The organism is Polyangium sp. y55x31, assembly GCF_029946505.1.
Taxonomy (GTDB): domain Bacteria; phylum Myxococcota_A; class Polyangia; order Polyangiales; family Polyangiaceae; genus Polyangium.
In genome coordinates this window covers 83,541-109,649 of the sequence record NZ_JARZHG010000014.1, presented here as the reverse complement: position 1 = coordinate 109,649, position 26,109 = coordinate 83,541, and the positions used below count along the sequence as shown (strand labels likewise).

17 protein-coding genes are annotated in these 26,109 nt (G+C 69.2%); 5 read left to right on the top strand and 12 right to left on the bottom strand.

What is annotated here, in order from left to right; all coding sequences use genetic code 11:
* Nucleotides 1–14: 14 nt before the first annotated feature.
* A complete protein-coding gene (gene pbpC, locus QHF84_RS24305; RefSeq protein WP_281315778.1) occupies nucleotides 15–2,447 on the bottom strand; it encodes a penicillin-binding protein 1C in 2,433 nt (810 codons plus the stop codon).
* Nucleotides 2,444–8,194: an MG2 domain-containing protein gene (locus QHF84_RS24300; protein ID WP_281315777.1), complete on the bottom strand. Its 5,751-nt coding sequence runs from the start codon at nucleotides 8,192–8,194 to the stop codon at nucleotides 2,444–2,446. Before QHF84_RS24300 ends, pbpC begins: the two co-directional genes overlap by 4 nt.
* 268 nt (nucleotides 8,195–8,462) lie before the next feature.
* Between QHF84_RS24300 and QHF84_RS24295 the strand changes: the two genes are divergently transcribed.
* Nucleotides 8,463–9,566 (top strand): hypothetical protein, encoded by a 1,104-nt coding sequence (locus tag QHF84_RS24295; protein WP_281315776.1) that lies wholly within the window; start codon nucleotides 8,463–8,465, stop codon nucleotides 9,564–9,566.
* A gap of 10 nt (nucleotides 9,567–9,576) precedes the next feature.
* Here the strand turns inward: QHF84_RS24295 and QHF84_RS24290 are convergent, their stop codons facing one another.
* Genes QHF84_RS24290 through QHF84_RS24275 form a run of 4 tightly spaced genes read right to left on the bottom strand, consistent with a single transcriptional unit; the run spans nucleotide 9,577 to nucleotide 13,243 of the window.
* Nucleotides 9,577–11,370 carry a TIM44-like domain-containing protein gene (locus tag QHF84_RS24290; RefSeq protein ID WP_281315775.1) on the bottom strand — a complete coding sequence of 598 codons (1,794 nt, stop codon included), beginning with the start codon at nucleotides 11,368–11,370 and terminating at the stop codon, nucleotides 9,577–9,579.
* 2 nt (nucleotides 11,371–11,372) lie between these two features.
* On the bottom strand, nucleotides 11,373–11,999 hold the full coding sequence (locus tag QHF84_RS24285; protein ID WP_281315774.1) for a hypothetical protein: 627 nt from the start codon (nucleotides 11,997–11,999) through the stop codon (nucleotides 11,373–11,375).
* A gap of 2 nt (nucleotides 12,000–12,001) precedes the next feature.
* Entirely contained in the window at nucleotides 12,002–12,811 is an 810-nt protein-coding gene (locus QHF84_RS24280; RefSeq protein ID WP_281315773.1) for a hypothetical protein, read from the bottom strand.
* Nucleotides 12,812–12,850: 39 nt separating this feature from the next.
* A complete protein-coding gene (locus QHF84_RS24275) occupies nucleotides 12,851–13,243 on the bottom strand; it encodes a hypothetical protein (RefSeq protein ID WP_281315772.1) in 393 nt (130 codons plus the stop codon).
* A 132-nt stretch (nucleotides 13,244–13,375) separates the two neighbouring features.
* Between QHF84_RS24275 and QHF84_RS24270 the strand changes: the two genes are divergently transcribed.
* The gene (locus QHF84_RS24270) at nucleotides 13,376–14,041 is read left to right on the top strand and encodes a DMT family transporter (protein WP_281315771.1); all 666 of its coding nucleotides are present in this window, start codon (nucleotides 13,376–13,378) and stop codon (nucleotides 14,039–14,041) included.
* A gap of 48 nt (nucleotides 14,042–14,089) precedes the next feature.
* On the top strand, nucleotides 14,090–14,890 hold the full coding sequence (locus QHF84_RS24265; RefSeq protein ID WP_281315770.1) for a YwiC-like family protein: 801 nt from the start codon (nucleotides 14,090–14,092) through the stop codon (nucleotides 14,888–14,890).
* 7 nt (nucleotides 14,891–14,897) lie between these two features.
* On the opposite strand, the gene QHF84_RS24260 is transcribed toward QHF84_RS24265, so the two are convergent.
* Nucleotides 14,898–15,500, bottom strand: coding sequence for a putative metal-binding motif-containing protein (locus QHF84_RS24260; RefSeq protein WP_281315769.1), 603 nt, complete (start codon nucleotides 15,498–15,500; stop codon nucleotides 14,898–14,900).
* A gap of 223 nt (nucleotides 15,501–15,723) precedes the next feature.
* On the opposite strand from QHF84_RS24260, the gene QHF84_RS24255 reads away from it, so the two are divergent.
* Together QHF84_RS24255 and QHF84_RS24250 are read left to right on the top strand one after the other, a co-directional pair.
* A complete protein-coding gene (locus tag QHF84_RS24255) occupies nucleotides 15,724–19,059 on the top strand; it encodes a response regulator (RefSeq protein ID WP_281315768.1) in 3,336 nt (1,111 codons plus the stop codon).
* A 30-nt stretch (nucleotides 19,060–19,089) separates the two neighbouring features.
* Nucleotides 19,090–20,349, top strand: a complete 1,260-nt coding sequence (locus tag QHF84_RS24250; RefSeq protein ID WP_281315767.1) for a radical SAM protein — start codon at nucleotides 19,090–19,092, stop codon at nucleotides 20,347–20,349.
* A 4-nt stretch (nucleotides 20,350–20,353) separates the two neighbouring features.
* Here QHF84_RS24250 and QHF84_RS24245 read toward each other — a convergent pair whose 3' ends face one another.
* The 5 genes from QHF84_RS24245 to QHF84_RS24225 all read right to left on the bottom strand — a co-directional run bounded on the left by QHF84_RS24245 (nucleotide 20,354) and on the right by QHF84_RS24225 (nucleotide 26,108).
* The gene (locus tag QHF84_RS24245) at nucleotides 20,354–21,463 is read right to left on the bottom strand and encodes a hypothetical protein (protein WP_281315766.1); all 1,110 of its coding nucleotides are present in this window, start codon (nucleotides 21,461–21,463) and stop codon (nucleotides 20,354–20,356) included.
* 13 nt (nucleotides 21,464–21,476) lie between these two features.
* Nucleotides 21,477–22,475: an STAS domain-containing protein gene (locus tag QHF84_RS24240; protein WP_281315765.1), complete on the bottom strand. Its 999-nt coding sequence runs from the start codon at nucleotides 22,473–22,475 to the stop codon at nucleotides 21,477–21,479.
* Nucleotides 22,472–23,254, bottom strand: coding sequence for an alpha/beta fold hydrolase (locus QHF84_RS24235; protein ID WP_281315764.1), 783 nt, complete (start codon nucleotides 23,252–23,254; stop codon nucleotides 22,472–22,474). The genes QHF84_RS24240 and QHF84_RS24235 overlap by 4 nt, the downstream gene beginning before the upstream one ends.
* A 114-nt stretch (nucleotides 23,255–23,368) precedes the next feature.
* Entirely contained in the window at nucleotides 23,369–24,763 is a 1,395-nt protein-coding gene (gene sthA / locus QHF84_RS24230; RefSeq protein WP_281315763.1) for a Si-specific NAD(P)(+) transhydrogenase, read from the bottom strand.
* A gap of 61 nt (nucleotides 24,764–24,824) precedes the next feature.
* Nucleotides 24,825–26,108 carry a Mur ligase family protein gene (locus QHF84_RS24225; RefSeq protein WP_281315762.1) on the bottom strand — a complete coding sequence of 428 codons (1,284 nt, stop codon included), beginning with the start codon at nucleotides 26,106–26,108 and terminating at the stop codon, nucleotides 24,825–24,827.
* Between the last annotated feature and the right edge of the window lies 1 nt (nucleotide 26,109).

Below are 26,109 nucleotides of genomic sequence, written 5' to 3'. Positions count from 1 at the left end.
AACGTCGTATTGGCCTAACGCACGCTGAAGCTCGTTTTCGCCGTGCGCAACGCGATACGCGGATCCGCGGGCCGCACCACGAGCTCGTGATCTCCCCGCGTCGCCTGATACCGCACCTGGAACGGCCAGCGCGATCGCCCCACGACTTCGCCATCCACCACGAACTCAACCTCGCTGACGCGCCGCTCCGGCGGACCACCGACCGCCGACGCCGAAAGGACGATCACCTGCGCGTCGCCCTCCTCTCCGTACACGAACACGCTTCCCGCCGCAGGTCCGTCGATTCGTAGCATCGCCTCCGTGTTCACCTGATCCCCACAGCCGGGCACGCTCGACCGCGACAGCCAGGGCAAACCCAAGGGATCGTGCCCGGGCGCGCCGGACGGCAGCGCCGCCAAAAAGCCGTCGTAGGCCTCGGGCAACACCACGATCGACCGGCTCCCCTGCGAATCGCAGACGAACGGCGCCTCGCCCGGCCGCGCCCCCTCCCGCGCGCTCGCGCGCACGTGCCAATCACACGTCTCCTTCGGCGTCTTCCCTTGAATGAAATGCCGGGATGCATGATCCACGCAGGCCGGCCCGGCGAGCTTGCCCGTGAGGGGACAAACCTCGACCGATTCGAGGTGCGACTCGTCCCAGAGTCGCGCGCGCGAAGCCACGTCCTCCATCGCTCGCCGCATCACGTCGGCGAAGAGCGGCCCCGCGCCGCTCGCGCCCGTGAGCTTTTGCGTCGGCGCTCCGTCGGCATTGCCGATCCACACCGCGACGGTCCGCTCGTGCGTGTACCCGACACACCACGTATCACGATGCCCCGAGCTCGTCCCCGTCTTCACGGCCACCGGAAACCCGAGATCGAATGGCCCGCGTCCGTGCAATCCCCGCACGCGCGCGAGCGGATCCGACAGCGATTCCGTCACGAGCGACGCGACGGCCGGATCCATCACCCGCGAAGGCTCCGCCGCCTCACCGGCCACGATCCGGATCGGCATTCGCTCGCCGCCCCGCGCGAGCGCCACGTACGCGCCCGCGAGCTCGCGCAGCGTCACCTCGCCGGTCCCGAGCGCCAGCGACAAACCATAATGCCGCGCCTCCCGATCGAGGCTCGCAAACCCGAGGCTCCGCAACGATTCGAGCAGCCGCCCTTCACCCACCTCCGCTGCGAGCCGCACCGCGGGCACGTTCAAGCTCCCCGCGAGCGCCTCGCGCGCGCTGATGGGCCCCTCGAACGTCCCGTCGAAATTGCCCGGCGCGTACGTCCCGCCCTGCTCCGAAAAACGCGTCGGCACGTCCGGGAGAGGCTCGGCCGCCGAATGCCCGTCCGCGAATGCGAGCGCATACACGAACGGCTTCAGCGTCGATCCCGGCTGCCGCCGGGCCCGCACCATGTCGACCTGCCCCGCGATCGAATCATCCCAATACGAACCACTCCCGACCCAGGCGAGCACCTCCCCATCCTCGTTGTCCACCACGATCACGGCCGCATTGTTCGCCCCGAGCGACGCGAGCGACGCGAGGTGCGTGCGCACGAGCCCCTCGGCATCCTCCTGCAAAGCCAGATCGAGCGTCGTCTTCGTGACTCCATGCCCCTTTTCGCCGGGCCGCGACGCCTCGCGCAGCACCGCGTCCACGAAGTGTGGCGCGTAAAACGGCCGCTGGATCTTCCGTACGTGGATGGGCTCGTCCACGGCGCGCGCGTGGTCGGCCTCGCTCATCACGCCCTCCTCGCGCAGATCGTCGAGCAAGGCCCGCTGCCGCAGGCGCACCCGCTCCGGATGATCGTACGAATCCAGAAACGACGGCGCGCGCGGCAACACCGCGAGCCACGCGGCCTGCGCCCAGCTCAGATCCTTCGCCGACACGCCGAAATACCCGAGCGCCGCCGCCTCCGGCCCCGTGAGCCCGTGGCCATACCCGAGGCGATTCATGTACGCCTCGAGGATCGCCCGTTTGTCCACGGTCTCCTCGAGGTTCTGCGCCCGCGCGGCCTCCGTGACCTTGCGTTCGAGGGTGCGCGGCGACGGTTTTCCCTGGGCATCGAGCAATTTCACGAGCTGCTGCGTGATCGTGCTCGCCCCGGACACGATACGCCCGCCTTTCAAGTTCTGCCCGATCGCCCGCACGATCGCCCGGCCGTCGACGCCGTCGTGTTCGAAAAACCGTTTGTCCTCGCTGACGAGCGTCGCGACCACGATCCGATCGCCCATTTGATCGAGCGCCACGGGCCGGCCGCGCTGCTCGGCCTCGGAGCCGATTTCGCGGAGCAAGCGCCCCTCGCGATCGACGATCCGATGCCCCTCATGCCAGTGATCCGCGAGGTGCGCCGACGGCTCGCCCGCGGCGGCGCGCACGCGCTGCGACGCCGCCGCGATTCCGAGGACGATGCAGGCCAGAACGCCCGTCACGACGCCGAGCCGGCGCAGCGCCTTCTTGGAAGGGAGGCGTTTCATTGGATCGTCACCTGCCCGGCGTCGCTGTACCCCACGCTGTCCGGCTCGTACATGAGCTCGCCGGCCGCCGCCGGCAATGCGAACACGCCCGGCGTCGTGGCCCGCACGAGGTACGTCGCGGCCACGGAATCGCCCCAGACCTTGTCGAAATACACGTTCACCCGATCGTCCCGCATCTCGATGTGGCTCGCCTCGGACGAGCTCCAGCGGAGCGCCGAATAAAACGGATGATGCGAATCGATCCCCGGCGCGCTCGCCACGGTCGCGAGATCCGGCTGCACCGGCTCGAAGCCCGCCGGCAGGCGATCGGTGAGCGCGACGTATCCACGCCGCTCGTCGCCGACCTCGGGGAGACGCGCATACAAGGCGACACGCAAGAGATCCCCGGCCCTGACCTTCGAGAGCTCGACGGCCCCGCCGCGCGGATCGCTGATCACGCGATACACGGACGGACCATTCTCGCCACGGGTGGCGGCCGGCGAATCCGAGGCCGCGATCGCACGCTGCCAGGCCGACGAAATCGCATATCCGACCGACCGATCGCCCTCGGCCGTGAGCATGAGCTTCATCTTCTTGCCCCGCACCCGGCTCAGCGGAATGGCGAACTCCTTGCTGCCGAAGCCGAGGTCCGCCGTGGGCGCGAGGCTCTCGCCGTCGAGCTGTATGCGCACGGCCACGCCGTCGTCCGTGCTCGCTTCGAGGTGCTGGCTCAACGCGAGCAGCGAATACGCCGTCGCCTGCGTCGTGTAATCGTCCATGTCCGCGGCGATCTCGCGCAGGAGCAGCGGGAGAATCAGCGACGAGCGACGCAGCCGCGCGAGCGCGATGGCCGCCTGCGCCCGCGAACGCGAGGGCGAGCCATAATAGTAGAAATCGTTCATCCGCTTCGTGTTCGAGAGCACGCCCCGCTCGTCGAAGCTCCCCTCGATCATGTCGAGCAGCGTCTTCACGCGATCCTCCTGATCCGGGAGCGAGGCGAGCGCGAGCGCGAGGCTGCCGAGCCCGAACACGCTCTGATTGTCCTTCCGATCGAAGAGCGCGTCCGCCGCGCTCCGATCGAGCGCGCCCGCGTCGGCGAGGCTCTCGGCGATCGCGGCCGAGACCTCGGGCGCCGTGTCCTCGTCGAGCATTCGATCCGCGAGGAACCGCTGCATGCCTTCGAGCAAGCCCGCCGGAGGATTCACGCCGGCCTTCTTCGCCAGGATGACGGCTCGAATGGCGTACGCCGTGCCGTACACGTTCGGCTCGTCGCCACCCGGCCAATACGCGAGGCCGCCCGAATCCGTGCGCATGGTCGCGAGCCGCTGAATGCCCGCGGCGATCCGCTTCTGGAGCTCGCCCTCCGAGAGGCGCGTGACGCCGATGCGCGGCAGAATCGTACGCGCCGCGATCAGCGGCAGCGTGCTCGACGTCGTCTGCTCCACGCATCCGTGCGGATACCCGAGCAGCCATTCGAGCCGCGCCCCGAGCTCGGGCCAGAGGTGCTCGCCCACCTTCACCGTGAGGAACCCGCCCCGCTCGATCACGCCGGCTGGCACGTCGAGCAATACCTCTTCATTTCGGACAAACGCCCCGCCGAGCCGCGGCCGCTCGTCGATCCCGGGCTCGTCGACGGAGAGCTTCGCCTCCACCTCGTCGAGCCTCTTGCCGGCCTCGTCCTCGGCGGAGAACACGAGCGGGAGCGCGCCCGCGGCAGCCGGTTCGAGCGAGAATCCCACGCGCGCCTTGCCGCCCGCCGGCACGTTCACCGTCTGCGAGCGCGCCCCGAGCCGCACCGTCGCGCCGAGCGCGGCGGCCGTCTCGTTGTGCAGCATCGCCGCCGCCTCGAATCGATCACCGACGCGCGCGAATCGCGGCACCACGGGCACGAGCATCACCGGCTTCTTCACGAGGAAGCTCGACTCCGACTTCGCCCCTTTGCCCTCGCGATCGAGCGCGACGGCCATGATGCGGAACTCGGTCAAGTTATCGGGGAGCTTGAACCGCACCTTCGCCTTGCCCTGTGCGTCCGGACGAACATCGGGCTTGAAGAGCGCGGTCTCCACGAATTTCTTGCGCGCCTCGGTGATCGTCGACAGCGCCGCGCCGCCGCCGTCGCCGGGCACGTGGCTGCGCTCGAACAGCTCGCCGAGATCGCTGCGCGAATCGCGCACGCGGAACGAGAGGCCCCGGCCCGGCCGGAGCGCCACGGCGGGATCGATCGGGTGAAAATCCGTCAATCGAAGGACGCCCTCGTCGACGACCGCGAGCGCGACCTCTGCGTCGCCCTCGGGTTTGCCCCCGTCCATGACCTCGATGTCGATCTCCGCCTCGTCCCCCGGCCGATAAAACGGTTTGTCGCTCCGCGCCGTGACCTCGAGCCGGGCGCCCGCCATCGACACGGGCAGCCGCACCGCGCCGATCTTGTAATCGGTGGCCGCGCGGCCCTTCGCGCCGATCGGCAGGAGCGTCGCCGTCGCATGCACGAACGGCGCGTGCTCGGGCCGGAGCGGCACGTCGATCACCGTCGCGCCCGCCTTCACCCGCATCGCGCGTTTTTCGAGCAGATGGCCCTGCTCGATCGTGGTCACGAGCGTCGCCTCGGGGAACGGATTGCGCACGAGGATCTTCGCCGTCTCGCCGGGCGCATACTTCGATTTGTCGGCCGACAAATCCAGCGCGTGCGGCCGCTCCGGCGCGGCGGGCAGCGCCTCGCCCTCGCTCCCGTACGCCCAGAGCCCCATCGCGCCGCCGGGCCGACCATCCACCTCGGCCGTGATCTCGTAGCTGCCCGAGCGGCCGATGTTCACCTTGCACGTCACGGGCTGCTTCGCGCTCGTCGCCGTGCAGCGACCGGCCTCGATCCGCTTCGACGTCCAGTCCCATTCGAGCGACCCGCCCGCGCCGCGCCGCTTCGCGTATTGCCACTCGATCCGCTCGAGCTTCGCCGTCACGGTCGCGCCCTCGATGGGTCGCCCCTCCGGATCGATCACGCCGAGCTCGACGGGCACGTCATCGCCCACCCCATACCACGTCGAGGGCAGCTTCATCCCGGCATATCGTTTGGCCGGATGAACCACCACGCTCCCCCTCCCCGCGACGTGCCGATGCGAGGCGTCGGTCACGTCCGCCTCGATCACGAATTTCTGCGGTCCGAGCGCGGGCGCGATTTCGAGCGCCTGCACGACCGCGAGCTTCCCGTCGGCCGAAAGAGATCCCTCGCCCGCGCGCGACCACGGCTCCTCCTCGTCGTCGTACCAGCGAGACGCGCGCCGGAACGAGAGCCCCGCCGAGGTCAAGGGTCCCTCGGGGAAAGGCGCGCCCTCGCGCCGCACCGTCCACGACGCGCTCGCGCCGTCCATCGGCGCGCCGAACAGATATCGCGCCCGCACCTCGGCCCGCAGCGCATTCTTTGCGTCCGCGGACGCGTCGACGTCGACCACGAACCGAGGCGGCTCGAATTCGGCGACCTGCACGATCGTCCGCGCGAGCGGCTCGGCGTCCTCACCTTGCTCGGGCTGCTCCAGGTGGATCAGGTGCCGGCCGATCTTGGCGTCTGCCGGAATGGTGATCGTCGTGGAGAGGCTGCCCATGTCGTTCGTCGTGAGCGTCTGCTGGAAGACGTCGTCGCCCGTCGGGCCCACGACGCGCAATCGCAAGGACGCGCCTGCAACGGGCGAGAGCATGGCCCCGTCGGGCTTGCGGACGGTTGCCTTGACGAACACGCTCGAACCGGGCCGATAAATGCCGCGGTCCGTCAGGACGAACGCCCGCCCGAACGACGACGGCGCGCCTTCACCCGAGGCGAGGTCCGGAAAGATCTGGCTCTCCGTGATACCGTCCCCGTCGAGCGGAAGGATGAAATCGGCGTCCTGCGCGCGCACGTCGAGGAACGGCCGAGCCGTCGCGCGCAGGTCGAACGGCAAGAGCGCGACACCCGAAGCATCCGTGGTCACGCCCGCCGAATTCTCGTCGCCCGAAAGGCGCACGAGGGCGCCCTGCACCGGCGCGCCGCCCGCGAGCCGCGAGACCTGCACGATCGTCGCATTCGGCGTCGCGCGGGTATGCACGGCGAGCGAGCGCTCGTCGCCGGGGCGAATCAAAGCGACGAGGGGTTTTGCCGCCTCGCTGCCGCGCGGGAACTTTGCGAGCTTCGCGCTGAAGGCGATCTCGTCGGCCGCGATCGTCGTGATGTAATTCTGCCCCGTCGAGAGGTGCTTCGAGAGATCGATTTGCGTCGTGACGAGCTTGTTTCGCTCGGCCTTGATGGCGATCGGAATCCGCACGGGCGCAGCCTCGGGGGGTAGGTCCCGCGTGCGCACGCGCCGGAGCGCGGCTTCCTGCGCGGCGCGGTCCGTGGAGGCGACGGGCCAGGCGAGAAGCGAGGCCTTCGAGACGTTGCGCGAGGTCACGGCGAAATGGCGCGTCGTCTCCGGATCGAGCCACAACATGCCGTCCGCCATGGTCACGCTCGCGGGCATCGGGGCCATCTCGACGCGGAACGAGACGGGCTTCACGAGGCGGTTGCCATGATCGTCGGTGAGGCCCTCGATCGAGACCTCGTACGATTTCGAGGGCTCGAGTTCGCCGCGGATCGCGATTTCATTGTCCCAGCGCTCGTTCCGCACGGTCATGTTCCGCACGGCCGGGCTCACGCGCACGCGGGCCGCGAGTTTGTCGTCCGGGGTCGCGACGGCCTGATTGAACGCCACGCGAACCTCGCGCCCCGCCGTGTACAACTTCCCGTCCTGGAACGTGCACGACCGCTGCCGGCCGTCGTCGTCCCAGTACCATTCGCACGTCACGTCCTTGAACGCGAGCGGCTCCGCCACCGTCACCTCGACCTCGCGCGCCTGGTGGAGTTTTTCCACGAATCGAGGTTTTGCCTGGAGGACCAATTTCGTGCCCGGCGCGACGGGCGAGACGGGCCGGACGAGCACGACGAGCTTCGGATCGACCTTGATCCCCTGGAACGTCGGCGTCTTCGGGTGATCGAAGACGACGGAGATGGGCCTCTCGCTCGCCGCCTCCGTCAGCGTGATGAGGGTCCGCGCGAGGCCGAGGTCGATCGGCTGATCATAAAGCACGGCGAAGGTCTCGCGCGCGCCGACGTCGAGGCCGTCGTTCGGGTGCATCGCGATCACGCGGTGGCGGCCGGGAACGGGAATGTAGCCGAGGTCCTTCCCGGCGATCGTGACGCCAGGCGTCGCCTTGAATTGCGCTTTCCACGCCTGCTTCAGGCCGGCGCCCGCGGGCGTCTTCAATTCGCCGAGCTCGACGGCGTACGTGGTCTCCGTGTCGAAGGGGCGCTTTGCCACGAATTCGAGCGTGGTATCGTTCAGCCAATACGCCTCGCCCTCCACGCTCGGGGTCAGGCGAATCGTGCCCTCGGCGGCCTTCTGGGGACCTTTGGCCTTGGGATCGGGCGCGGGGCGCGCGATGCGCTGATTGAAGGAGATGCGGAACGAGGTGCCGTGGAAGGAGAATTTGCCGTCGCTGTCGAGGCTCGGGCTCTGGACGTCGAGGTCGGTCGAGGTGCGGTCGACCTCGTCACCGTAGACGGGCAGGCGGGCATTGCGTGACACGGCGGGAGGGAAGACCAGCGGCTCGTCACCCTTGTGCACGGCCCGCTCGATGACGACGGGCGGCGGGGGTTGTCCGGGCAGGGTGGTGGGAACGGAGGGCGTGCTGCTGCAAACGAGGCCGAACGAGGAGGCGAGCAGCACGGCCGGGACGAGCCAGACGGGACGGGTGCGAGCGGAGGACATGGTCCGCGCTCTTTCCACGCCCTGCGCCGACCGGAGAGATGAGTGAAAACGCATGGTTACAAGTTCCGGTATGTGTCCGACGGACCGCGGGCTGTGGAAACCACGCCGCGGGGTGGGCCCGAGGGAGACGAGGCGCGCGCATGAGCTGCCATGGTTCGATGCTACCACCATTTCCTACGCAGGACGTCATTGAAAAATCGCGGAAGGGAGCCTGCTTTCGCCTGGAAATCGCGTGGCCTCGGGGGCATGCTACGCGAGGGAGGTTCGAATGGGGGGCACCGTCGAAAGCCTCTTCGAGACGCTCGCCGACACCATCGAGACGTGGGCCGTGCCGCCGAGCCGCATTCCCGGATGGGCGGAGCCGCAGCGGCCCTGGCGCGCGACGCTCGATGACGCGCTGCGTGTGCTCTCGAGGGACGGGAGGCTCGCGCGGCTCGACGCGTTCGGGCGTCCGCTCGTGGAATCGCTCGTGGACATCGCGACGGGTCCGCTCTGGAGCTTCTTCGCGACGCCGGAAGGGCGAAATCGCGCGCTCTTCGAGCTCGTGCAGAACCTGGCCGATCCGGGGCGCATCAATCAAGGGCTCAAGGGCACGTGCGCCGCGGCCTGCGTCGAGATTCATCTCGCCATGCAGGATCCAGCCGAATATGCGCGGCTCGTGGCGGGGCTCATTTCTGCGTCGGGTCGGGCCACGCTACGATCGGGCGAGGAGCTCGTCTGCGACGAGGACATCCTCCTGCCGAACGCGGGCGAGCGGAGGCGAAGCCCGATCAGCCGCATCTTCCAGGTCGCGTGTATGGAGTTCGCGTATCCCGACCTCGATTACGACAACATCCTCGACTGCCACTTCAAGGGCGACGAGCGCGTGGGGACGGGGCTCGAAATGGGCGCGTTCGAGCGGCTGCTCGTCGCGGTCACGGGCAAACCCTGGAAGACGCTCTCGACGCAGCACGCGATGATGGCGAAGGCCCTCGCGAAGCTCGGCATTGCCACGGAGAGCGCCCCCGATCTCGCACGTGACGGGCTCTCGATCCTCGATCAATCGACGCGCAAAGGCGAGCCGGTCTTCGCGACGATCGTGCTCCCCCTGGTGACGAACTTCCAGGGCGACACGGGCGGCGAGCCGATCCGGCACGCGGAGCACAAGATCCTGGTGCTCTCGATCGATTGGGAGAAAGGCGTCGTCCATTACGACGACCCCATCGATCCGCAGGAGCGCTGGTTCGAGGGCGCGGACGTGCAGATCGAGGACGAGCACGGCCGGTGCAGCATGCCGATCGCCGATTTCGAGCGGATCCTCGGGGATCTTTCGTATCGTGAGGAGCTCTGGGATCGGTCACTGCCCAGGCCCACGGCGGGCGGACGAGGCTGAGCGCCTCGGATCAACCGACGTACGCCTCGTCCTGCTCGATCCGGCTCAGCACCCAGTCGAACGTGTTCGCCTCGGCGAGCGTCCCGCAATGGCCGCAGCGCTCGGCCATCTCCATGGTGAGCGGCGCGCCACATTGCGGGCAGGCCGGGGCGGCGCGCGTGGGGCCGTGCCGGGTCGCGCTCCGCACGAGCGTCCAGTATTCGGTGTACGCGCGCTCCCTGTCGCGCCGGCCGCCGACGACGGCGTTGTCCCCGAGCCGGATCGTGTAATCGAGCCCGGTCGCGTGCACCCGCACGGTCGCGGCCTCGTACCACCGATCCGCCGCGATCCGCACGAGCTCGATCCGCAGGATACGCGCATTCTCGGTGACGTTCCGCAGCCCCTGCTGCCGGTACGCCTCGATCCAGTAGCTCTGCGCTCTCCACAGCCGATCCGTGAGGCAAGGCCGGGCGCGGTTCCATTCGAGCGACGTCCAAGCGTGCTGCATGGTGGAAAAGATCCATTGCACGCGCCCGAAGAACGTCGACTCGGTGAAGGACCCGTCGCGCCGCGCCATTTCCATGCGTGCCGCCGAGAGCCCGGGATCGAAGACCGTGGGCAGCTCGGTGCCCTCCTCCTCCGTCGTGCCCGTGAGCATGGGCCCGCGCGTCTCGCGGGCGAGGAGGTCGATCCGCTCGACGACCCAGTCGAATTGCCCCGAGTCCACGGCCTGGCTGCAATACGTGCAGCGGCCGTGCGTCGTGCGTTCGAGCGGCGCGCCGCAGTTCGGGCAGGCGAACGAGCGCACCCGATCCGGCGAGCGCGAGCGGGCGCCGAAGGCCCGGACGAACGTCCAGCGCTCCAGCGCATAATGGGAGGTCGGGGGCGCGCCCTGCGGATCCTCGGTGTAATTGGATTCGATCTCCACGACGAGCCGGCTCTGCTGGGCCCGCGTGTCGACCACGAACGAAACGAGCCGGAGCGCCCCGACGATGACGGTGGTGACCGGCACGCGCGGCAAGCTGCCGAGGGTGCTGCGCGCCGCCGGACGCAGGTAAGGCGAATACTTTTCGAGGGCATTCGAGCCGCGGGCCGTGTGCGCCTCCGCGTAAAGCGCGGTGATGAAGTCTTCGAGCAGGATGACCGAAAAATCGGGGTCCTGGCCGCGCAGCCCTTCCATTTTGCGGCGGACCTCGGCCGGGTTCTCCTCCACGTGCATGGGCCCGGAGGCGACGAAATGCCCCGCGGAGGACCAGCCCACGTCGAGCTGGTTGCGCTTCCGTTGCCGATGGAGCAAGAGCCCGATGAGGAACATGGGCGTCGCGAGCACGCCCGCGCCGATGGCGAAGAAGCCCGCGCCGAAGACGAACCCGGCGATGCGTTCGGCGGACGTCGTCGTGTCCGGTCCGATGGGAATGGGCGCGTGCGGCGCAGGCGCCGGATAAATCGAGACGCCCGGCGACGGGGCTTGTTTGGCGCGAAGAACCCCGCTCTGGTCTCGAAACGCCCAGACCGTCTTGCGCGGGGTGCCTCCGCTGTAGCCCTTCGAGCCGCTCCCGGTGCTGCCGCCGAACGTGACCGGGCGGCTTCCCCAGCTCGATCCGGAGGACCGGCTGCCGCTGCCGCTGCTGCCGCTGCTCGACGACCGGCTCCCGCTGCTGCCGCTGCTCGACGAGCGGCTCCCGCTGCTGCTGCTGCCGGACGAGCGCGAGCCTCCTCCCTTGAAGGAGCTTCCGCCGCCGGGGCGCGCAAAGGCATCCTCGTTGGACCACAAAAGAAGCAGCGAGAGGAGCGCCGATCCGAGGAGCGTCTTGCGCCGATTCATGCTCACCTCACCTCGTCGCTGAGCTCGTTGATGTCGTCCGCGCGCGGCGGGAGCGCCTCTTTCAGCCAGGCGCCGAGACCTCGCACCGCGGAGACGAACCCCTCCATGGGCAAACCCTCGGCCACGGCGCGCTCGATCCCGCGGATCGCCTCGCCGGGCTGGCCGTCGCTCTCGCGGCGGAGAACGCCGATGTCGGTGACGACCTCGGCGCGGCGCTCGAAGACGGAGATGTAAATGAGAATGCCCGTGCGGTCGCGGGTCCCCGTGATACCATGGTCCAGGAACGCTTCACGCGCAGCCGCGCGCACCTGCCGCGCTTGTAATGCTTTCGGCAGGAGGAGCCGCCGCAACGGCGCGACGTTGGCGCAAAAGACGGCCCCCGCGACGAACAGGAGGAGCAGCGCCGGCGGCACGAGGTCGTCCGTGAACTCCGTCGGCGCATAAATGTAGACGCAGAGGCCGACGAACGCGCAGATCACGCCGAACAGGTAATCGGCCTGGCGGTAGGCGCCCGATCGGGGCCGCACCGTGATGACGATCTCGGCGGAGCACATCGCCTCGACCTCCTTGATGAGGCCCTCGATCTGCGCCCGCTCCGCCCCGTCTTTTCGCCACGATATCGACGCCATGATCAATCCTCGACGGACAGACCGGGGAGAGCCTTCCGCGCCGCGGCCTTCAGCGCTTCCTCGACGTTGCGATGAAAATCCTCGACGATCGCGCCCTTGACGTTCGTCCCGTCGTCGGTGACGTTGACCGCGATGCCGTTCTCCGCGACGAACCCGAACCCGCCGAGATGATGGCCCGATTCCACGTCGAAGACGAGCACGTCGGCTTTCAGATATCCGCCGTCGAAACGATGGCACGTCCCGGCATCGCTCGCGCCCGCATCGCTCGCGCCCGCGTCGAGCAGGCTGCACGCGGTGGACGTCCGCGGATCGGAGGGCTCGACGAACGCGAGCGAGCGGACGACGAGCAGATACCGGAGCGACTGGCAAAGGCCGAGCACCTCGTCCGCGCGATAACTGCTCATCGTCGGCGGGGGCATTTGCGGGTGCGCCGCGTCGTACGGCTCCCGGTGCGTCGCGAGCACCGACGCGCATCGATTGATCGTCCCGGTCGCGGGCACCCGATGCGGGACGTTCCCGAGCTCCGTCGGATTGTCGAGATCTTCGAGATACGCAATCGCCGCATTGACCCCGAAGGTCCCGCCGCTCCACGACAGCACCGGCGCAGGGCCGCCCGCGATGTGGACGACGTCGCTCGAGACCGCGGGCAAACTGCGGGCCTGCTCGCGCAGCGCCTTCACCTTGGCGAGCTTCGCCTCGACCGGGGCGCGATGCTCGGCGAGGACCTCCTTCAGGTCCTTGCCGAAGAAGCACCCCGCCGCGAATGCGGGAGCGAAGAGAAACAGGAAAAACCGCGCCGTCCGGAGAGGCATGCGGGCCAGTCTACCAGCCCTCGCCTCCTCCGTGCGTCTTCAGCAGGCTCCCGCGCAGCCGCGCACGCTGTGGAACCAGAGGCCGCCCTGGTCTTCGCAAGCGTCGCGCTCGAGCTTGATCGTACAGCAGCGCTTTGCGTCGCCGCCGCAGACCTGCTCGACGGGGCCGCTGCGCAGGCAGCAGACCTCGGTGTCCTCGTCGAGAGGCACGTCCATCTTGGGCTTCTCGGGCGCCGAGGGCAGCGAGGCCGAGGGCGGCGAAGGCACGTCGACGGTCGGGACCGCCGGCGCCTGGGGCATCTGCGGGAGCTGGACCTTCGGCGGCTGGGGCGCATCCGGCAGGCCGATGAGCTGGCAACCAAGGGGGCCTCCCGCGAGGGCGACCATGACGAAGGGCACGCAGAGGGCGACGAGATGGCGGAGCGGCTTCACGATCCCCTTGCATCGCCGAGGGACGGGCACCTCGGCCGATAGTTCAGGTCCACGTGTGTCTCACGAACACGCGCCCGTGGCAAGATCCCGCCAGCTCTTCCCCCGGGCACGCCGGCCCACTAGGGTCGCCGGATGCCCGCCTGGACCCTGCCCGCCATCGTCGCGGCTTGCTTCTTCGGCCTGCACTACCTCGCCCTGCGCGCGTCGAGCGGACGTATCGGCGACGCGCTCGGCGCGCTCTGCCTCGAAGGCACGGCCGCGCTCGGGATCCTCGCCTTCATGGTCGTGCGTCGCGAGGCCGAGGCCACGCCGACGAGCACGCCCGGCGTCGTGTGGGCATGCCTCGCGGGTCTGTGCATCAGCGTCGCGACGACGCTCCTTTTCACGGCCCTCCGGCTCGGCGGTCCGGTGGCTGCCACGGGCACGCTCGCGCTCGGCGGGGGCGTCGTCCTCTCGGCCGCCCTCGCGCCGCTCATCTTCGGCGAGGGTTTTACCGTGCGTCGCGCGCTCGGCGTCGCGCTCGGCGTGATCGCGATGCTCCTGCTCGCGACCCCTTCCGGTGCGAAGGAAACGCCCCCAGGTGCAGGCGGGGAGGAGGCTTCACCCATGCCGGACCAGAACCGCCACACAGCCGAGTACGGCCACGACCCCAAACGAGCGGTGGGCGTGCGCCAGCGAGAGATGCAACCCCTGGAGCTCGAGCGCGAGCGCGAGCGGCACCGCGCCGAGGCCACGATCGACGAGCTCGTCGAGGAGAATGACCCTCGTTCGAGCGCCGAGGAGTCCGAGGAGCTCTAGCGCCCGGGACCGTTGCCAGCGGCCGCGCGGAATGCCATGGGGGAAGGCATGACCTCTGCTCCGCTCGCTTCCCCGGCGCCTGCGCGTTCGCTCGCGCCGAAGGAGCACGGCGCGTACGGTCAGCTCGGTTTGCCGCTCGTCGCGGCGCTCGCGCTCGGCCGGCCGACGCTCGCGGCGTTTGGCTTGACGATCGCGTGGATCGCGGCGTTCCTCGCGCACGAGCCGGTGCTCGTCCTGCTCGGGCAACGGGGCAAGAAGGCCCGCGCGCAGGACGGCCCGCGCGCGGCGCGGCGGCTCGTGTGGCTCGTCGCGGCGATGGCGCTGTCTGGCTGCGTGTTCCTGATCTTCGCGCCCGTCGAAGCGAGGCTCGGTCTCGTCCCGCCCGTCGTGCTCGGGCTCGTCGTGATGGCGTTCGTCTGGCGCAAGGAAGAGAAGACGGCGGCGGGCGAGATCATCGCGGCGGCGGCGCTCTCGGGCGCGGGTTTTCCGGTGGCGCTCGCGAGCGGGGTCGCGCTGTTTCCCGCGGCCGTGGCCTGGCTCGTCTGGACGACGGCGTTCCTCGTGTCGACGCTCGCGGTGCGCGCCGTGATTGCGCGGGCCAAACACGAGGGGAAGGCGACGCTCGTCGCCGCGTACGTCGCGACGATCGGCCTCGGCACGGCGAGCGTGATCCTCGCGCTCCGGGGCGTGCTGCCGAACGCCGCGCCGATCGCGCTCGCGCCGTTCGTGGTGCTCTCGCTCGGGGTGACGTCGTTCCCGGTCCACACGCGGCATTTGCGCCGCATCGGGTGGGGGCTCATCGGGGCGAGCGTGGCGACGCTCGGGATCCTCGTCGCCACGCTTCGTTAGGTCGCGACTAGTTTTCCTGACAATCGAGCTTTTGCGTGCTGCACTGCGTATCGATGCAGGCCTGACAATCCGACGTCGTCGCGTTGCCGGTGCAGTGGGAGTTGTCCTGGCAAACGGCCGCGCAGCCGTCCTGGCAGGCGCATTGTTTCAGCGCCTGGAAGGCCTCGAGGGACGCGCCCTCGCAGAGGTCGACCTCCGTGGTGCCGAGGATGTTCATGCCCTGCGCGCAAGAAACGCACTTGGTCCCACCGTCGCCCGCGTCCGGCTGCTCTTCCCAGGCGTTGCCGTCGACGCCGTCGCAGTTCTGATCGATCCCGTCGCCCTTGGGATCGAGCTGGTCGGGGTGGATGTCTTTGTTATCGTCGTTGCAATCGTAGGTGGGGCAGAACCCGTCGCCGTCCTTGTCATCGGCCGGATCACACGGGGGCAGCCCATAACAAGCCATGAGTGTGACGGCCATCGCCCCGCCCGTCGCCAGGGCCACGAGGCTCTTCCCGAAACCCGCGATCGCCGAGGGAGCCTTCTCTGTCGGCGTTTCCGCGCCGCAGTGCGGACAGCTCGACGCCGAGCCGGGGACGAAACCTTCACAAGATACACAAGTCTTCAGCATGCGAGGAGGATTGTCTTGCACGCGGCAGGACGCAAGCGAAACGCGGCATCTGCGACGCAGCCGAAGCCGTGCTCACGCTTGACGGCATGACGGGGTTCTTCTCTATTGGAGATCTTCCCCCCCGTGCCTCGATCCGAGGGGGCCCGTCCTCATGCCCGCTCGAACCACCGTGCAAAGCCAGCCCCTCTTTCGTTGGATCTGGCATGCGTTCTTTCGCACTGCGTTGATTCCGTTGCTCCTCGTCGAGGTCGTGCTCATCCTCGCGTACCTCGGCGCGAACCGGTTCGTGCAACGCGAGAATACGGCCGCCATACGCACGGTGGCCGCGAGCGAGCTGTCGCGCATCGCTTCGCGGGAGGCGGTCCTGCTCGACCAGGAGCTTTCGGCGGTCATGACGGGCGTCAGGGTGCTGACGGACGAGGTCGGGCGCACCCTCTCCGAACCGCTTCGCCTCTCGGAGGCGGAGCGCAAGGCTGCGCTCGAGCGATACGCACCAGCGCCCGAGGGGCTGTATTACAAGACGAGCGACGAGGGAGGGAGCGCGCTCTTTTACAGCAGCCGCACGCGGATCGGCGACGCCGAGCGCGACAAGGTGTTGAAGACGGAGCGCCTCGACCCGCTGCTCCGATCGATTGTCCGGAACAACCGTTCGTGGGTCCAGGCGTACCTGAACACGTCGGACTCGATGAACCGCATCTATCCGTTCATGGACGTGCGCAAGCAATACCCGCCGGACATGGACATTCCCTCGTACAATTTTTATTACGAGGCCGATACGAAGCACAACCCGGAACGCAAGGTCGTCTGGACAGACGTCTACGTCGACCCGGCCGGACAGGGCTGGATGGCGTCGTGTATCGCCCCCGTTCATCGCGGCGACGTGCTCGAAGGCGTCGTGGGGGCGGACATCACGGTGGCCACGCTCGTCGAGCAGGTGCTCGGGCTGCAAATCCCCTGGGAAGGGTATGGCGTGCTGATCGGACGCTCGGGCACGATCCTGGCCCTGCCCTCGGGCGGGGAGCACGATTTCGCGCTCACCGAGCTGACGAACCACGATTATCGGGCCGCGATCCTGAAGGACACCTTCAAGCCCGACGCGTTCAACCTCTACAAACGCAAGGATCTCGGCGAGCTTCCGGGCGCCCTGGAGCAGGAGCGGGAGGGGAGCCTCGAGACGATGCTCGCGGGAGAGGCGAAACGCGTCGCGTGGAGCACGGTCGATGCGACGGGTTGGAAGCTCGTCGTCATCGTGCCGCAGGCCCGGATCGACGGGCAAGCCGTGACGCTCGGCAAACGGATCGGGCGTATCGCGGTGTACATGGTGGCCGGCCTCGTCGTCTTTTACACGTGCTTCTTCGTTTACCTTTATCGGAAGGCGCGGACCATGAGCCGCGGCATCGCGGATCCGCTCACGCGCATCAATGACCTCGTGCGCAACATCGGCGAGGGCCGTTATGAACAGGAGGCGGTGCCCGTCGCGGTCGTCGAGCTCGACGAGACGGCGCGTGGTGTCGTGGGAATGGGGCGCAGGCTCGGCGAGGACAACGCGGCCCTCTTGCGCACGCAGGACGAGCTGCGCGCCGCGAAGGAGCTCGCCGAGTCGGCGGCGCGCGCGAAGAGCGAGTTTTTGGCCCGCATGAGCCACGAGATCCGCACGCCCATGAACGGCGTGCTCGGCATGACCGAGCTGCTGCTCGAGACCCCGCTCGCCCCCGTGCAAAAGGAGTACGCCGAGATCGTCCAGGGCTCGGCCAAGGGCCTGCTCTCGATCATCAACGACATCCTCGATTTTTCGAAGATGGAGGCGGGCAAGATGGAGCTCGCCCGTGAGCCGTTCGAGCTCGACACGCTCCTCGAAGGCACGCTCGACATGCTCGCCCAGCGCGCCCACGACAAACACGTCGAGCTCGTGCTGCGACTCCCGGACGAGGTGCCCAAGGACCTCACGGGAGATCCGGGCCGATTGCGTCAGGTGCTGGTGAACCTGCTCGGCAACGCCGTGAAATTCACCGACGCGGGCGAGGCCGTCACGAGCGTGTCCATGGTCGAGGACGACGGGCGATCGGTGCTCCTGCGCTTCGAGGTGAAGGACTCCGGCGTGGGAATCGCGCCGGGGGATCAAGATCGTATCTTCGACGCATTCGCGCAGGCCGACGGTTCGAGCACGCGGCGGCACGGCGGGACCGGGCTCGGGCTCGCCATTTCGAGGCAACTCGTGCGCCTCTTCGGCGGCGAGCTCGGCCTCACGAGCGAACCCGGGCGAGGGTCGACGTTCTGGTTCACGGCGCGGCTCGAGAAGGCCACGAAAAACACGTCCCGCGGCGCCGCGCCCCCGAACGTCGCGGGCCTCCGCGCGCTCGTCGTCGACGACAGCCCCGCCGCACGCGCGGCCCTCTGCGCCTCGCTCCAAAGCCTCGGAATGAAGGCGGACGAGGCCGACGGCGGCGGCGCGGCGATGACCTCGCTCCATCAGGCAGCGTCCGCGGGGCGACCGTACGACGTGCTCTTGCTCGATCGCGACATGCCGGGGATGAGCGGCGCCGACGTCGTGCAGGCGGTCCTCGCGAGCCCGAAGCTCGCGTCCATTTCGTTCGTTTTGCTCTCGCCGGTGGGGCGTGAGCTGCCGACGCTCCCGCCGGGCGCGCGCGCCGCGCGAATCCACAAGCCCGTGCGCAGGTCGGCGCTCCTGGCCGCGCTCGCGGCCGTCGTCGCGGGGCCACGCGCGGCGGCGAGGGACGAGGCGCCCCGGAGCGAAAAGCTCGTCGATTCGGGGGCGCACGTGGGCCTCCGGGTCCTGCTCGCCGAGGACAACGTGGTCAACCAGAAGGTCGCGCAGAAGATGCTCGCGACGCTCGGCTGCGTGGTGACCACGGTGGACGACGGGCGCGCCGCGGTGGAGGCGTTCGAGCGCGGGTCGTATCGACTGGTGCTGATGGATTGCCAGATGCCGGAGATGGATGGCTATCGCGCCACCGAGGAGATACGGAGGCGGGAGCGAGCGCACGGATTGCCGCGCACGCCCATCGTGGCGCTGACGGCGAACGCAATGCCGCAGGACCGGGAGCGCGCGCTCGCGGCGGGAATGGACGACCACGTGCCGAAGCCCATCGAGCGCCTGGATCTGCAGCGCGTGCTCGAACGTCACACGGCGCTCGCGCGGCCCGCCGCGGAGGCGCCGCGGACCGCGGTCGCGTCGGACGGCGCAGGACCGGTCCTCGACATGCGAATGATCGAGGGGCTCCGCGAGCTCGGGGCCCTCGAAGAGATCGGCCGCGCGTTCCTCGCGGAGGTCCCGGGGCGAATGGTCGGGCTGCGTGACGCCCTGAAGAAGCGCGACGCCGCGGACCTCGAACGGCGAGCGCACGCGCTCAAGGGTTCGAGCGGCGCGGTCGGCGCGAAACGCGTGGCCGAGACGAGCGCGCGGCTCGAGAGCATGTCGCGGTCCGGCAAGCTCGACGGCGCGGAGAAGCTCCTCGATCATTTGGAGCACGAGTTCGAGGTGTTCGCTTCCGCGATCGAGGTCGAGTGGTCCCGGGACTCCACGTCCACGGGCGCCTGAGGCGTGCGTGGTGGTAACCTGAGCGCCGCCATGCCCCTCCGCCGCGTCCCCGTGCTCGCAGACGATTTCCATCCCGCGTACGTCGTCTGGGAGCTCACGCTCCGCTGCGATCAGCCCTGCGCCCATTGCGGCTCACGCGCCGGCGGTCCGCGGACGACCGAGCTCGGAACCGAGGAGGCGCTCGGCGTCGTCCAGCAATTGAAGGAGCGCCGCGCGCGGGAAGTCGTGCTCATCGGCGGCGAGGCATACCTGCACGAGGGATTCCTCGACATCATCCGGGCCCTCAAAAATGCAGGGATCCGGCCCACGATGACCACGGGCGGCCGCGGGATCGACGCGGCGCTCGCGCGGGCCATGAAAGAAGCGGGGCTGCACAGCGTCTCGGTGAGTGTCGACGGGCTCGCGCGCACACACGACCTCATTCGCCGGGCAAAATCGAGCTTCGAGAGCGCCACGCGCGCGATCGGCCACCTGCGCGAGGCGGGCCTGCTCGTAGCGGCGAACACGAACGTGAATCGCGTCAATCGGGGCGACCTCGAAGCGCTCTACGAGCACCTCTCTGCGCTCGGCATCGTCGCCTGGCAGGTGCAGATCACGGCCGCCCTCGGCCGCGCCGCCGATCGCCCGGACATGTTGCTCCAGCCCTACGACCTGCTCGACGTCGTGCCCCGCGTCGCCGCGCTGAAGCGCCGCGCCTTCCGCGACGGCATCACGCTGATGCCCGGCAACAACCTCGGCTACTTCGGCCCCGAAGAGGCGCTCTTGCGCTCCGTGAAAGAGGGCGGGCGCGACCATTTCATGGGGTGTCAGGCGGGAAAACGTGTGCTCGGGATCGAATCGGACGGCGCGGTGAAGGGTTGTCCCTCGCTGCAAAGTTTTCCCTATGTCGGCGGCTCGTTACGCGAGAGGAGCCTTGGCGCGATCTGGGACGAATCCCCGGCCCTCGCATTCGCGCGAAACCGCACCGCCCTCGACCTCTGGGGTTTCTGCCGCACCTGCCCGTTCGCCGAAATCTGCCTGGGCGGCTGCACGTTCACGGCGCACGCGCTCTTCGGCCGGCCCGGGAACAACCCGTATTGCCATTTCCGCGCGCGCACGCTCGCCGCCGAGGGCAAACGCGAGCGGCTCGTCCCCGCCGCGGCGGCCGAGGGAAAACCGTTCGATCATGGCCTGTTCGAGCTCGTCGTCGAGCCGTTCGACGCGCCCGAGCCGGCGCCGCTCGGCGCGGCGGAGACGCTCGTCCAGATCACGCGGCGGTCGAAGCCTCACGCAAGCGAACGCGTCGACTGATTCGTCAGGGCAACGGCGGCGGCACCAGCGGCACGAGCGCTCGCAGCTCTTCCTCGATGAACGCTTCCACCCCGCGCCGCGCATCCCTCCCCGCCCCCTCGTCCCCGAGGTCCGCGGCCACCGCGTCGTGCCGATATGCAAGCTCGCTCCGTCGCACGTACGAAGGATCCGACCGCAGCGCCGCGGCCCACGCCAATGCGAGCGCCGCCTCCCGTTGCTTCTTGTCGAGCGAATGCTTCTTCGCGAGCACCACCTTCCCGCCCACGTTCACCGCGGTAATCGCCTCCGTGCGGTGATTCATGGGCAAGGTCAGCCGCGCCGCCGCGACCGCGAGCTCGTCGCTCGACTCCTTTTCGCCCTCCAGCACGTACCGGATCCCGTCCACGCACGGCGCGCCGAATGCCCGCGCCGCCTCGATGCGTTGCCGCGCCTCCCCGTGCGCCGCCGTGACCTCCTCGGCCGGCAAGGACGTCTTTTTCCCGATCACCAGGACCGCCTGCTCCTCGCGCGGGTCGACCCCCTCCAGCATCGCCGCGTAAAACGCGCCCCGCAGCACGGCCCGCGCGATCTTCGGCGGGAGCCCCTCCGGCACTTCGAGCGTCTCGGCCCGCACCGGCTCCTCTTTCGCGAGCGCCTTCTCGTCCTCCTCGGGCAAACCGAGCGACGCGATGAAGCAGCCGCGCTGCGACTTCGCCTCCATCTGGAACTCGCCCGTCGCCCCGAGCACCGCCGCGAGCGCGCGCGATGCAAACCCCCCGAACGCCTTCACCCGCGCGACGTCCTTCTCGCTCGGCTTCGTCGTGAAGAGCGAACGCACGCCCCGCGCGCCGCCTTCGAGCGAGATGCCCTCGTCGATCACGTCGGCCATCGCGAGCCAGCGCGGCGGCTGGATCGGCGCGATCGCCGCCGCCATCCGCACGAGCCACGTGTCCCACGCGCCGAGGTGCTCGGGCGGCGCCCCGCGCGCGGCCGCCTGGAGCACGGGCGCGCGGCGCTTCGCGAGCGCGCGCAGGACGCCCTCGTCGAGGCGGTTCGTCGAGGCAATCGCGAAAAACACGTCGTCGCAAAGGCTGCGCGCGGCGTTCACCAGGCAGATGTTCGGCGAGAGGGCCACGGCCGGGGTTTTATCAGAAGAACCGCGTCTTCGACAGATGAAGCACGCGCCGTATCGCATGCCGGAGGCCGTCACCCAGCGTCGCGAAGGTCCGCGCGCCCGGGAAGAGCTCGCCGATCTCGACGAACGTGCGCGCCGCATCGCCCCGCACGCCGACCAGCATGCCCTCCGCCCCCACGAGCCCCGTCGCGCGCATCATCGAGCCGAGCACCCCCGCCGCGTGCGCGTCGACCACGCTGAGCCCCGTCACGTCGATCAGCACGATACGCGCCTGGTAGGTGCCGATCGCGTGGAGCAGGACGCTCTTCGCGTGCTCGGCCCGCTCGGGCGAGATCTCGCCGATGAGCGGCAGGAGCAGCACGCCCTCCCAGACGCGGAGGACCGGCGAGGAGAGCGCGCGGAGCGCGGCGCGCTGGGCGTCGATCGTGGTGATCTTGTCGTCGAGCTCGGCGCGCTTCTCCCCGAGCTCGGCCTCGAGCTCGCGCCGCCGCGCCAAGAGCGAGCCCACGAGCTTTTCGCCGTACACGTCCGAGAGCTCGAAGATCGCCTCGTAATAGACCTCGTCGACGAGCCCGAGCGCGCCGAGGGCCTCACGCGCGGGCCAGCGCTCCTCGGCGATCACGACCGCGACGCCCCGCTTGAACGAGAGAAACCCCCGGAGCAGCGTGGAGACGCGGAACTCGCTCGCCGCGCGCAGGCTCGTCACGTAATCGATGAACGTATGCAGCGGAGCGCGATCGCCGGATGCGAGGATGGCGACGTTCGTCGTGATGACCCGGTCGACGAGGCTCTGCGTCTCCTCGCGCGGCCGCTTGCCCTGGAGGTCCGGCGCGAGCGCGAAGACCCAGTCTGTCCCGCGCTCGAGCACGTCCTCCCGTCGTCGCGCGAGCAAGTCGAGCAGCGCCGCGAGCCCCGGCGTCTGCCCCGCGCCCGGACGCGCCCGGACCGGCCCCGCGCGGCGCCTCCGCACCGCGGCGAGGAGCCGCGTCCGGGCACGACGCGAGCGGTTCACGTCCGGCGCGCGGAGAGGAAGGCTTGCAACAAGGCTGCCGTCTCGCGCGGACGCTCGACCTGCACGTAGTGCCCCGGTCCGGGCAGGTACGCGAAACGAGCGCCGCGGACCTTCGAGACGATCTCGCCGCGCAGAGCCGCGGGCGGAAGGAACGGATCATCGGTGCCGACGACGAGGAGCGGAGCCTTGATCGAGCCGAGCGCATCGGAAAACCCGCCCGTGCGCCAGACGTCGAACGAGAGCCGCACGGCCTCGGGCAGGGTGCGGGCGCCGTCGTCGAGCAGACGCTCCAGCGAGGCGGGCGAAAGCTCCTTGCAGGCGAGGCCGAGGATCGTGCGCTGCGCGTCGCGGTTGCCGCCGGCGCTCGAGAAGAGGCCGATCGCCTCGGGGGGCAGGGGCGCGCCGCTCGCGGGCACGGGGCAGAGCAGGACGGCGCCGTTCACCCGGTCGGGGTGATAGGCCGCGAGCCACTGGGCGATCTGGCCGCCCATGCTGTGGCCGACGACGGTGAACGACTTGATCCCCTCGGCGTCGGCGATCGCCAGGATATCGTCCGCATAACGCTGGATCGAGTAACCCGCCTCGGGTTTGTCGGATTGACCCGCGCCGCGCAGGTCCGGCACGATCACGCGCAGACCGTCGCGGTCGAGGTGCTCGAGCAGGTCGTCGTGGACCGCGCCGGAGACCATCCACCCGTGGACGAGGAACACCACCTCGGGGCCGTCCCCGAAGCTGCGGTAAGCAATCTTGATTCCGTCGTTCGCCTGCGTGACGTGCATGGGTCTGTCCCTCCTGGGGAGGACACACCTTATGCACCCCTCCTTCGCGACTCAAGCACGAATACGCGAACCTTGGCGAACGGCCCCACGATGCGCGAGGGGCCGCGCTCCGCGTCAAAACACCCGGTTCAGGCCGTTCAGGGCCGCGACGCGGTACGCCTCGGCCATCGTGGGGTAGTTGAACGTCGTGTTCACGAAATACAGGAGGGTGTTGGCCTTGCCCTCCTGCGACATGATCGCCTGACCGATGTGGATGATTTCACTCGCGTTGTCCCCGAAGCAATGCACGCCGAGCAGCTCCAAGGTCTCGCGGTGGAACAGGATCTTGAGCATCCCCACGGTCCGTCCGGTGATCTGCGCGCGCGCCAGCGATTTGAACTGCGCGTGGCCGACCTCGTACGGGATCCCCGCCTTCGTCAATTCGCGCTCGGTTTTTCCGACGGACGAGATCTCGGGCGAGGTATAGATGCCCGTCGGAATGTCCTCCACGAGCTTCGTTTCGAGCCGCCCTTCGACGAGGTGCGTCGCGGCGAAGCGGCCCTGATCGTACGCCGCGCTCGCGAGCGAGGGGAAACCCACCACGTCACCCACCGCATAAATGTGCGGCACGGACGTCTGGTACGCCTCGTTCACCTTGATGTTTCCGCGCGAGTCGATGGCGATGCCGAGCTCTTCGAGCCCCATGCCATTCGAATTGCCCGTGCGCCCGTTCGCCCAGAGCAGCACGTCGGCCTTGATCTTCTTGCCGCTCTTCAGGTGCAGGACCACGCCGTCGTCCTGGCCTTCGACGCGCTCGTACTCCTCGTTGTGCCGGATCAAGCAGCCCATGTCGCGCAGGTGATACGCGAGGGCGTCGACGATCTCGTCGTCGAGGAACGAGAGCAGCTTGTCGCGGGTATTGATGAGGTTCAGCTTCACGCCGAGCATGCGGAACATGCTGCCCCACTCGCAACCGATGACGCCGGCGCCATAAACGATCATCGACTGCGGCATCTCCTCCATCGTGAGGATCGTGTCCGAGTCGTAGACGCGCGGATGGGTGAAATCGACGTCCGGCGGGTGATACGGCCGCGAGCCGCTCGCGATGATGAACGCTTTTGCCGTGAGGACGTCGATCGCGCCCTTCGGCTGGCCGACCTCCAGCGTGTTCTCGTCGAGGAAACGGGCGCGGCCTTCGACGACCTCGACCTTGTTCCGCTCGTAGAACGTCTGCCGCATGTCGGTCTGTCGCGCGATGACGCTGCTCGCCGTGCGGGTGAGGTCGCCGAACGAGGGCTGCGCGTCCGGGCTCGCCCGGAAACCCGGGACGTGGCGCATCTCCACGAAGCGCTGGATCGCGTGGCGAAGCGCCTTCGAGGGGATCGTGGCCGTGTGCGTGCAGGCGCCCCCGACCTGGTGGCGCATGTCCACCACGCAGACGCTCCGGCCCTCCTTGGCGCACTTCATGGCCGCCCCTTCCCCGCCGGGGCCGCTGCCGATCACGATGACGTCAAACGATCGCGAGCTCATCGGCGCGCACTGTACGTCGAGCCGGCAAAACTCGCAACGAAGCGGAAACGACCACGCGCCCTCAGAGCGCGACCACGGGATCACAAGCAAGGCCGAGGAGCTCGCCCCGCACCTCGCCGACGAGATAAATCGATCCCGCCACGACGACGAGGTCGGAAGGCCCCGCCATTGCAAGCGCCCGCGCGATCGCCTCCCGCCCCTCGGGCGCGGGCAGGCCGGGAAAACGCGCGGCGAGCTCGGACGCCTTCACCGGCGCTCGGCCCTTCGGCTCCGCATACACGCGCCGATCGGCGAGCGGGCCGAGCACGTCGAGCATGCCCATCCACGCCTTGTCCGCGAGCGCCCCGAAGACGAGCACCACCCGATCGGGCGATAACCCGAGGGAACGTACGTGCTCGGCGAGCGCAGCCGCGCCGTGCGGATTGTGCGCGCAATCGAGGAGGACGGCCTTGCCGTCCTTGTCGATGCGTTCGAGCCGACCCGGCCATCGCGCCGCGGCGAGGCCGCGCGAGATGAGCCCCGGCAGAACCTTGAACGTGGGCGTCGACGTCGAGGCGACGAGCGCCGCCGCCACGGCCGCATTCGCGATTTGATGTGCCCCGGCGAGCCCGAGGTGCGTCTCGACGCACAGGCCCGGCAGATCGATCCGCGCGCGCCCATCCGAAAGCGCCCGCGCCTCGAACACGAAGACCCCGCCCGCGTGGGATGGCGCCTCGCCCGGCCGCGCCACCCGCAAGATCGGCCGCGCGCCCACGTCCTTCGCCACCTCGAGCGCCGCCGCGAGCGCCTCGTCGTCGAGCGGCCCGAGCACGACCGGCACGTCGCGCCGGAACAGGCCCGCCTTGTCCCGCGCGATCGCCGCGTGCGTGTCGCCGAGCAGCGCCGTGTGATCGAGCGCCACCGACGTGATCGCCGTTCCGAGCGGCCGTTCGAGCACGTTCGTCGCGTCGAGCCGCCCCCCGATGCCCACCTCGATCACGCCGACCTCGATGTCCGCCGCGTCGAACGCGACGAACGCCGCGAGCGTCATCGCCTCGAAAAACGTGAGCCCCTCGGGCGCGACCGCGAGCACCCGTTCGAGCGCGTCTGCGAGGACGTCATCACCGACGGGATCGCCGTTCACCCGGATTCGCTCGGCGAAACGGCAGAGGTGCGGCGAGGTGTAGAGCCCGGTCCGGAAGCCCGCTTGTCGCGCGATGGACTCCAGCATCGCGCTCGTCGAGCCCTTCCCGTTCGTCCCGGTGACGTGGAAAAACCGCCGCTTTTTCTCGGGGTTTCCCAGCGCCGCGAGGGCCGCGTGCATGCGATCGAGGCCGAGCGACATGCCCCGGCCCGCGCGTCGCATG

What these genes read in the sequence shown, in the direction of transcription:
- pbpC (WP_281315778.1), bottom strand. Translation starts at nt 2,447, where the DNA reads ATGAAACGCCTCCCTTCCAAGAAGGCGCTGCGCCGGCTCGGCGTCGTG.
- QHF84_RS24300 (WP_281315777.1), bottom strand. Translation starts at nt 8,194, where the DNA reads ATGTCCTCCGCTCGCACCCGTCCCGTCTGGCTCGTCCCGGCCGTGCTG.
- QHF84_RS24295 (WP_281315776.1), top strand. Translation starts at nt 8,463, where the DNA reads ATGGGGGGCACCGTCGAAAGCCTCTTCGAGACGCTCGCCGACACCATC.
- QHF84_RS24290 (WP_281315775.1), bottom strand. Translation starts at nt 11,370, where the DNA reads ATGAATCGGCGCAAGACGCTCCTCGGATCGGCGCTCCTCTCGCTGCTT.
- QHF84_RS24285 (WP_281315774.1), bottom strand. Translation starts at nt 11,999, where the DNA reads ATGGCGTCGATATCGTGGCGAAAAGACGGGGCGGAGCGGGCGCAGATC.
- QHF84_RS24280 (WP_281315773.1), bottom strand. Translation starts at nt 12,811, where the DNA reads ATGCCTCTCCGGACGGCGCGGTTTTTCCTGTTTCTCTTCGCTCCCGCA.
- QHF84_RS24270 (WP_281315771.1), top strand. Translation starts at nt 13,376, where the DNA reads ATGCCCGCCTGGACCCTGCCCGCCATCGTCGCGGCTTGCTTCTTCGGC.
- QHF84_RS24265 (WP_281315770.1), top strand. Translation starts at nt 14,090, where the DNA reads ATGACCTCTGCTCCGCTCGCTTCCCCGGCGCCTGCGCGTTCGCTCGCG.
- QHF84_RS24260 (WP_281315769.1), bottom strand. Translation starts at nt 15,500, where the DNA reads ATGCTGAAGACTTGTGTATCTTGTGAAGGTTTCGTCCCCGGCTCGGCG.
- QHF84_RS24250 (WP_281315767.1), top strand. Translation starts at nt 19,090, where the DNA reads ATGCCCCTCCGCCGCGTCCCCGTGCTCGCAGACGATTTCCATCCCGCG.
- QHF84_RS24235 (WP_281315764.1), bottom strand. Translation starts at nt 23,254, where the DNA reads ATGCACGTCACGCAGGCGAACGACGGAATCAAGATTGCTTACCGCAGC.
- sthA (WP_281315763.1), bottom strand. Translation starts at nt 24,763, where the DNA reads ATGAGCTCGCGATCGTTTGACGTCATCGTGATCGGCAGCGGCCCCGGC.
- QHF84_RS24225 (WP_281315762.1), bottom strand. Translation starts at nt 26,108, where the DNA reads ATGCGACGCGCGGGCCGGGGCATGTCGCTCGGCCTCGATCGCATGCAC.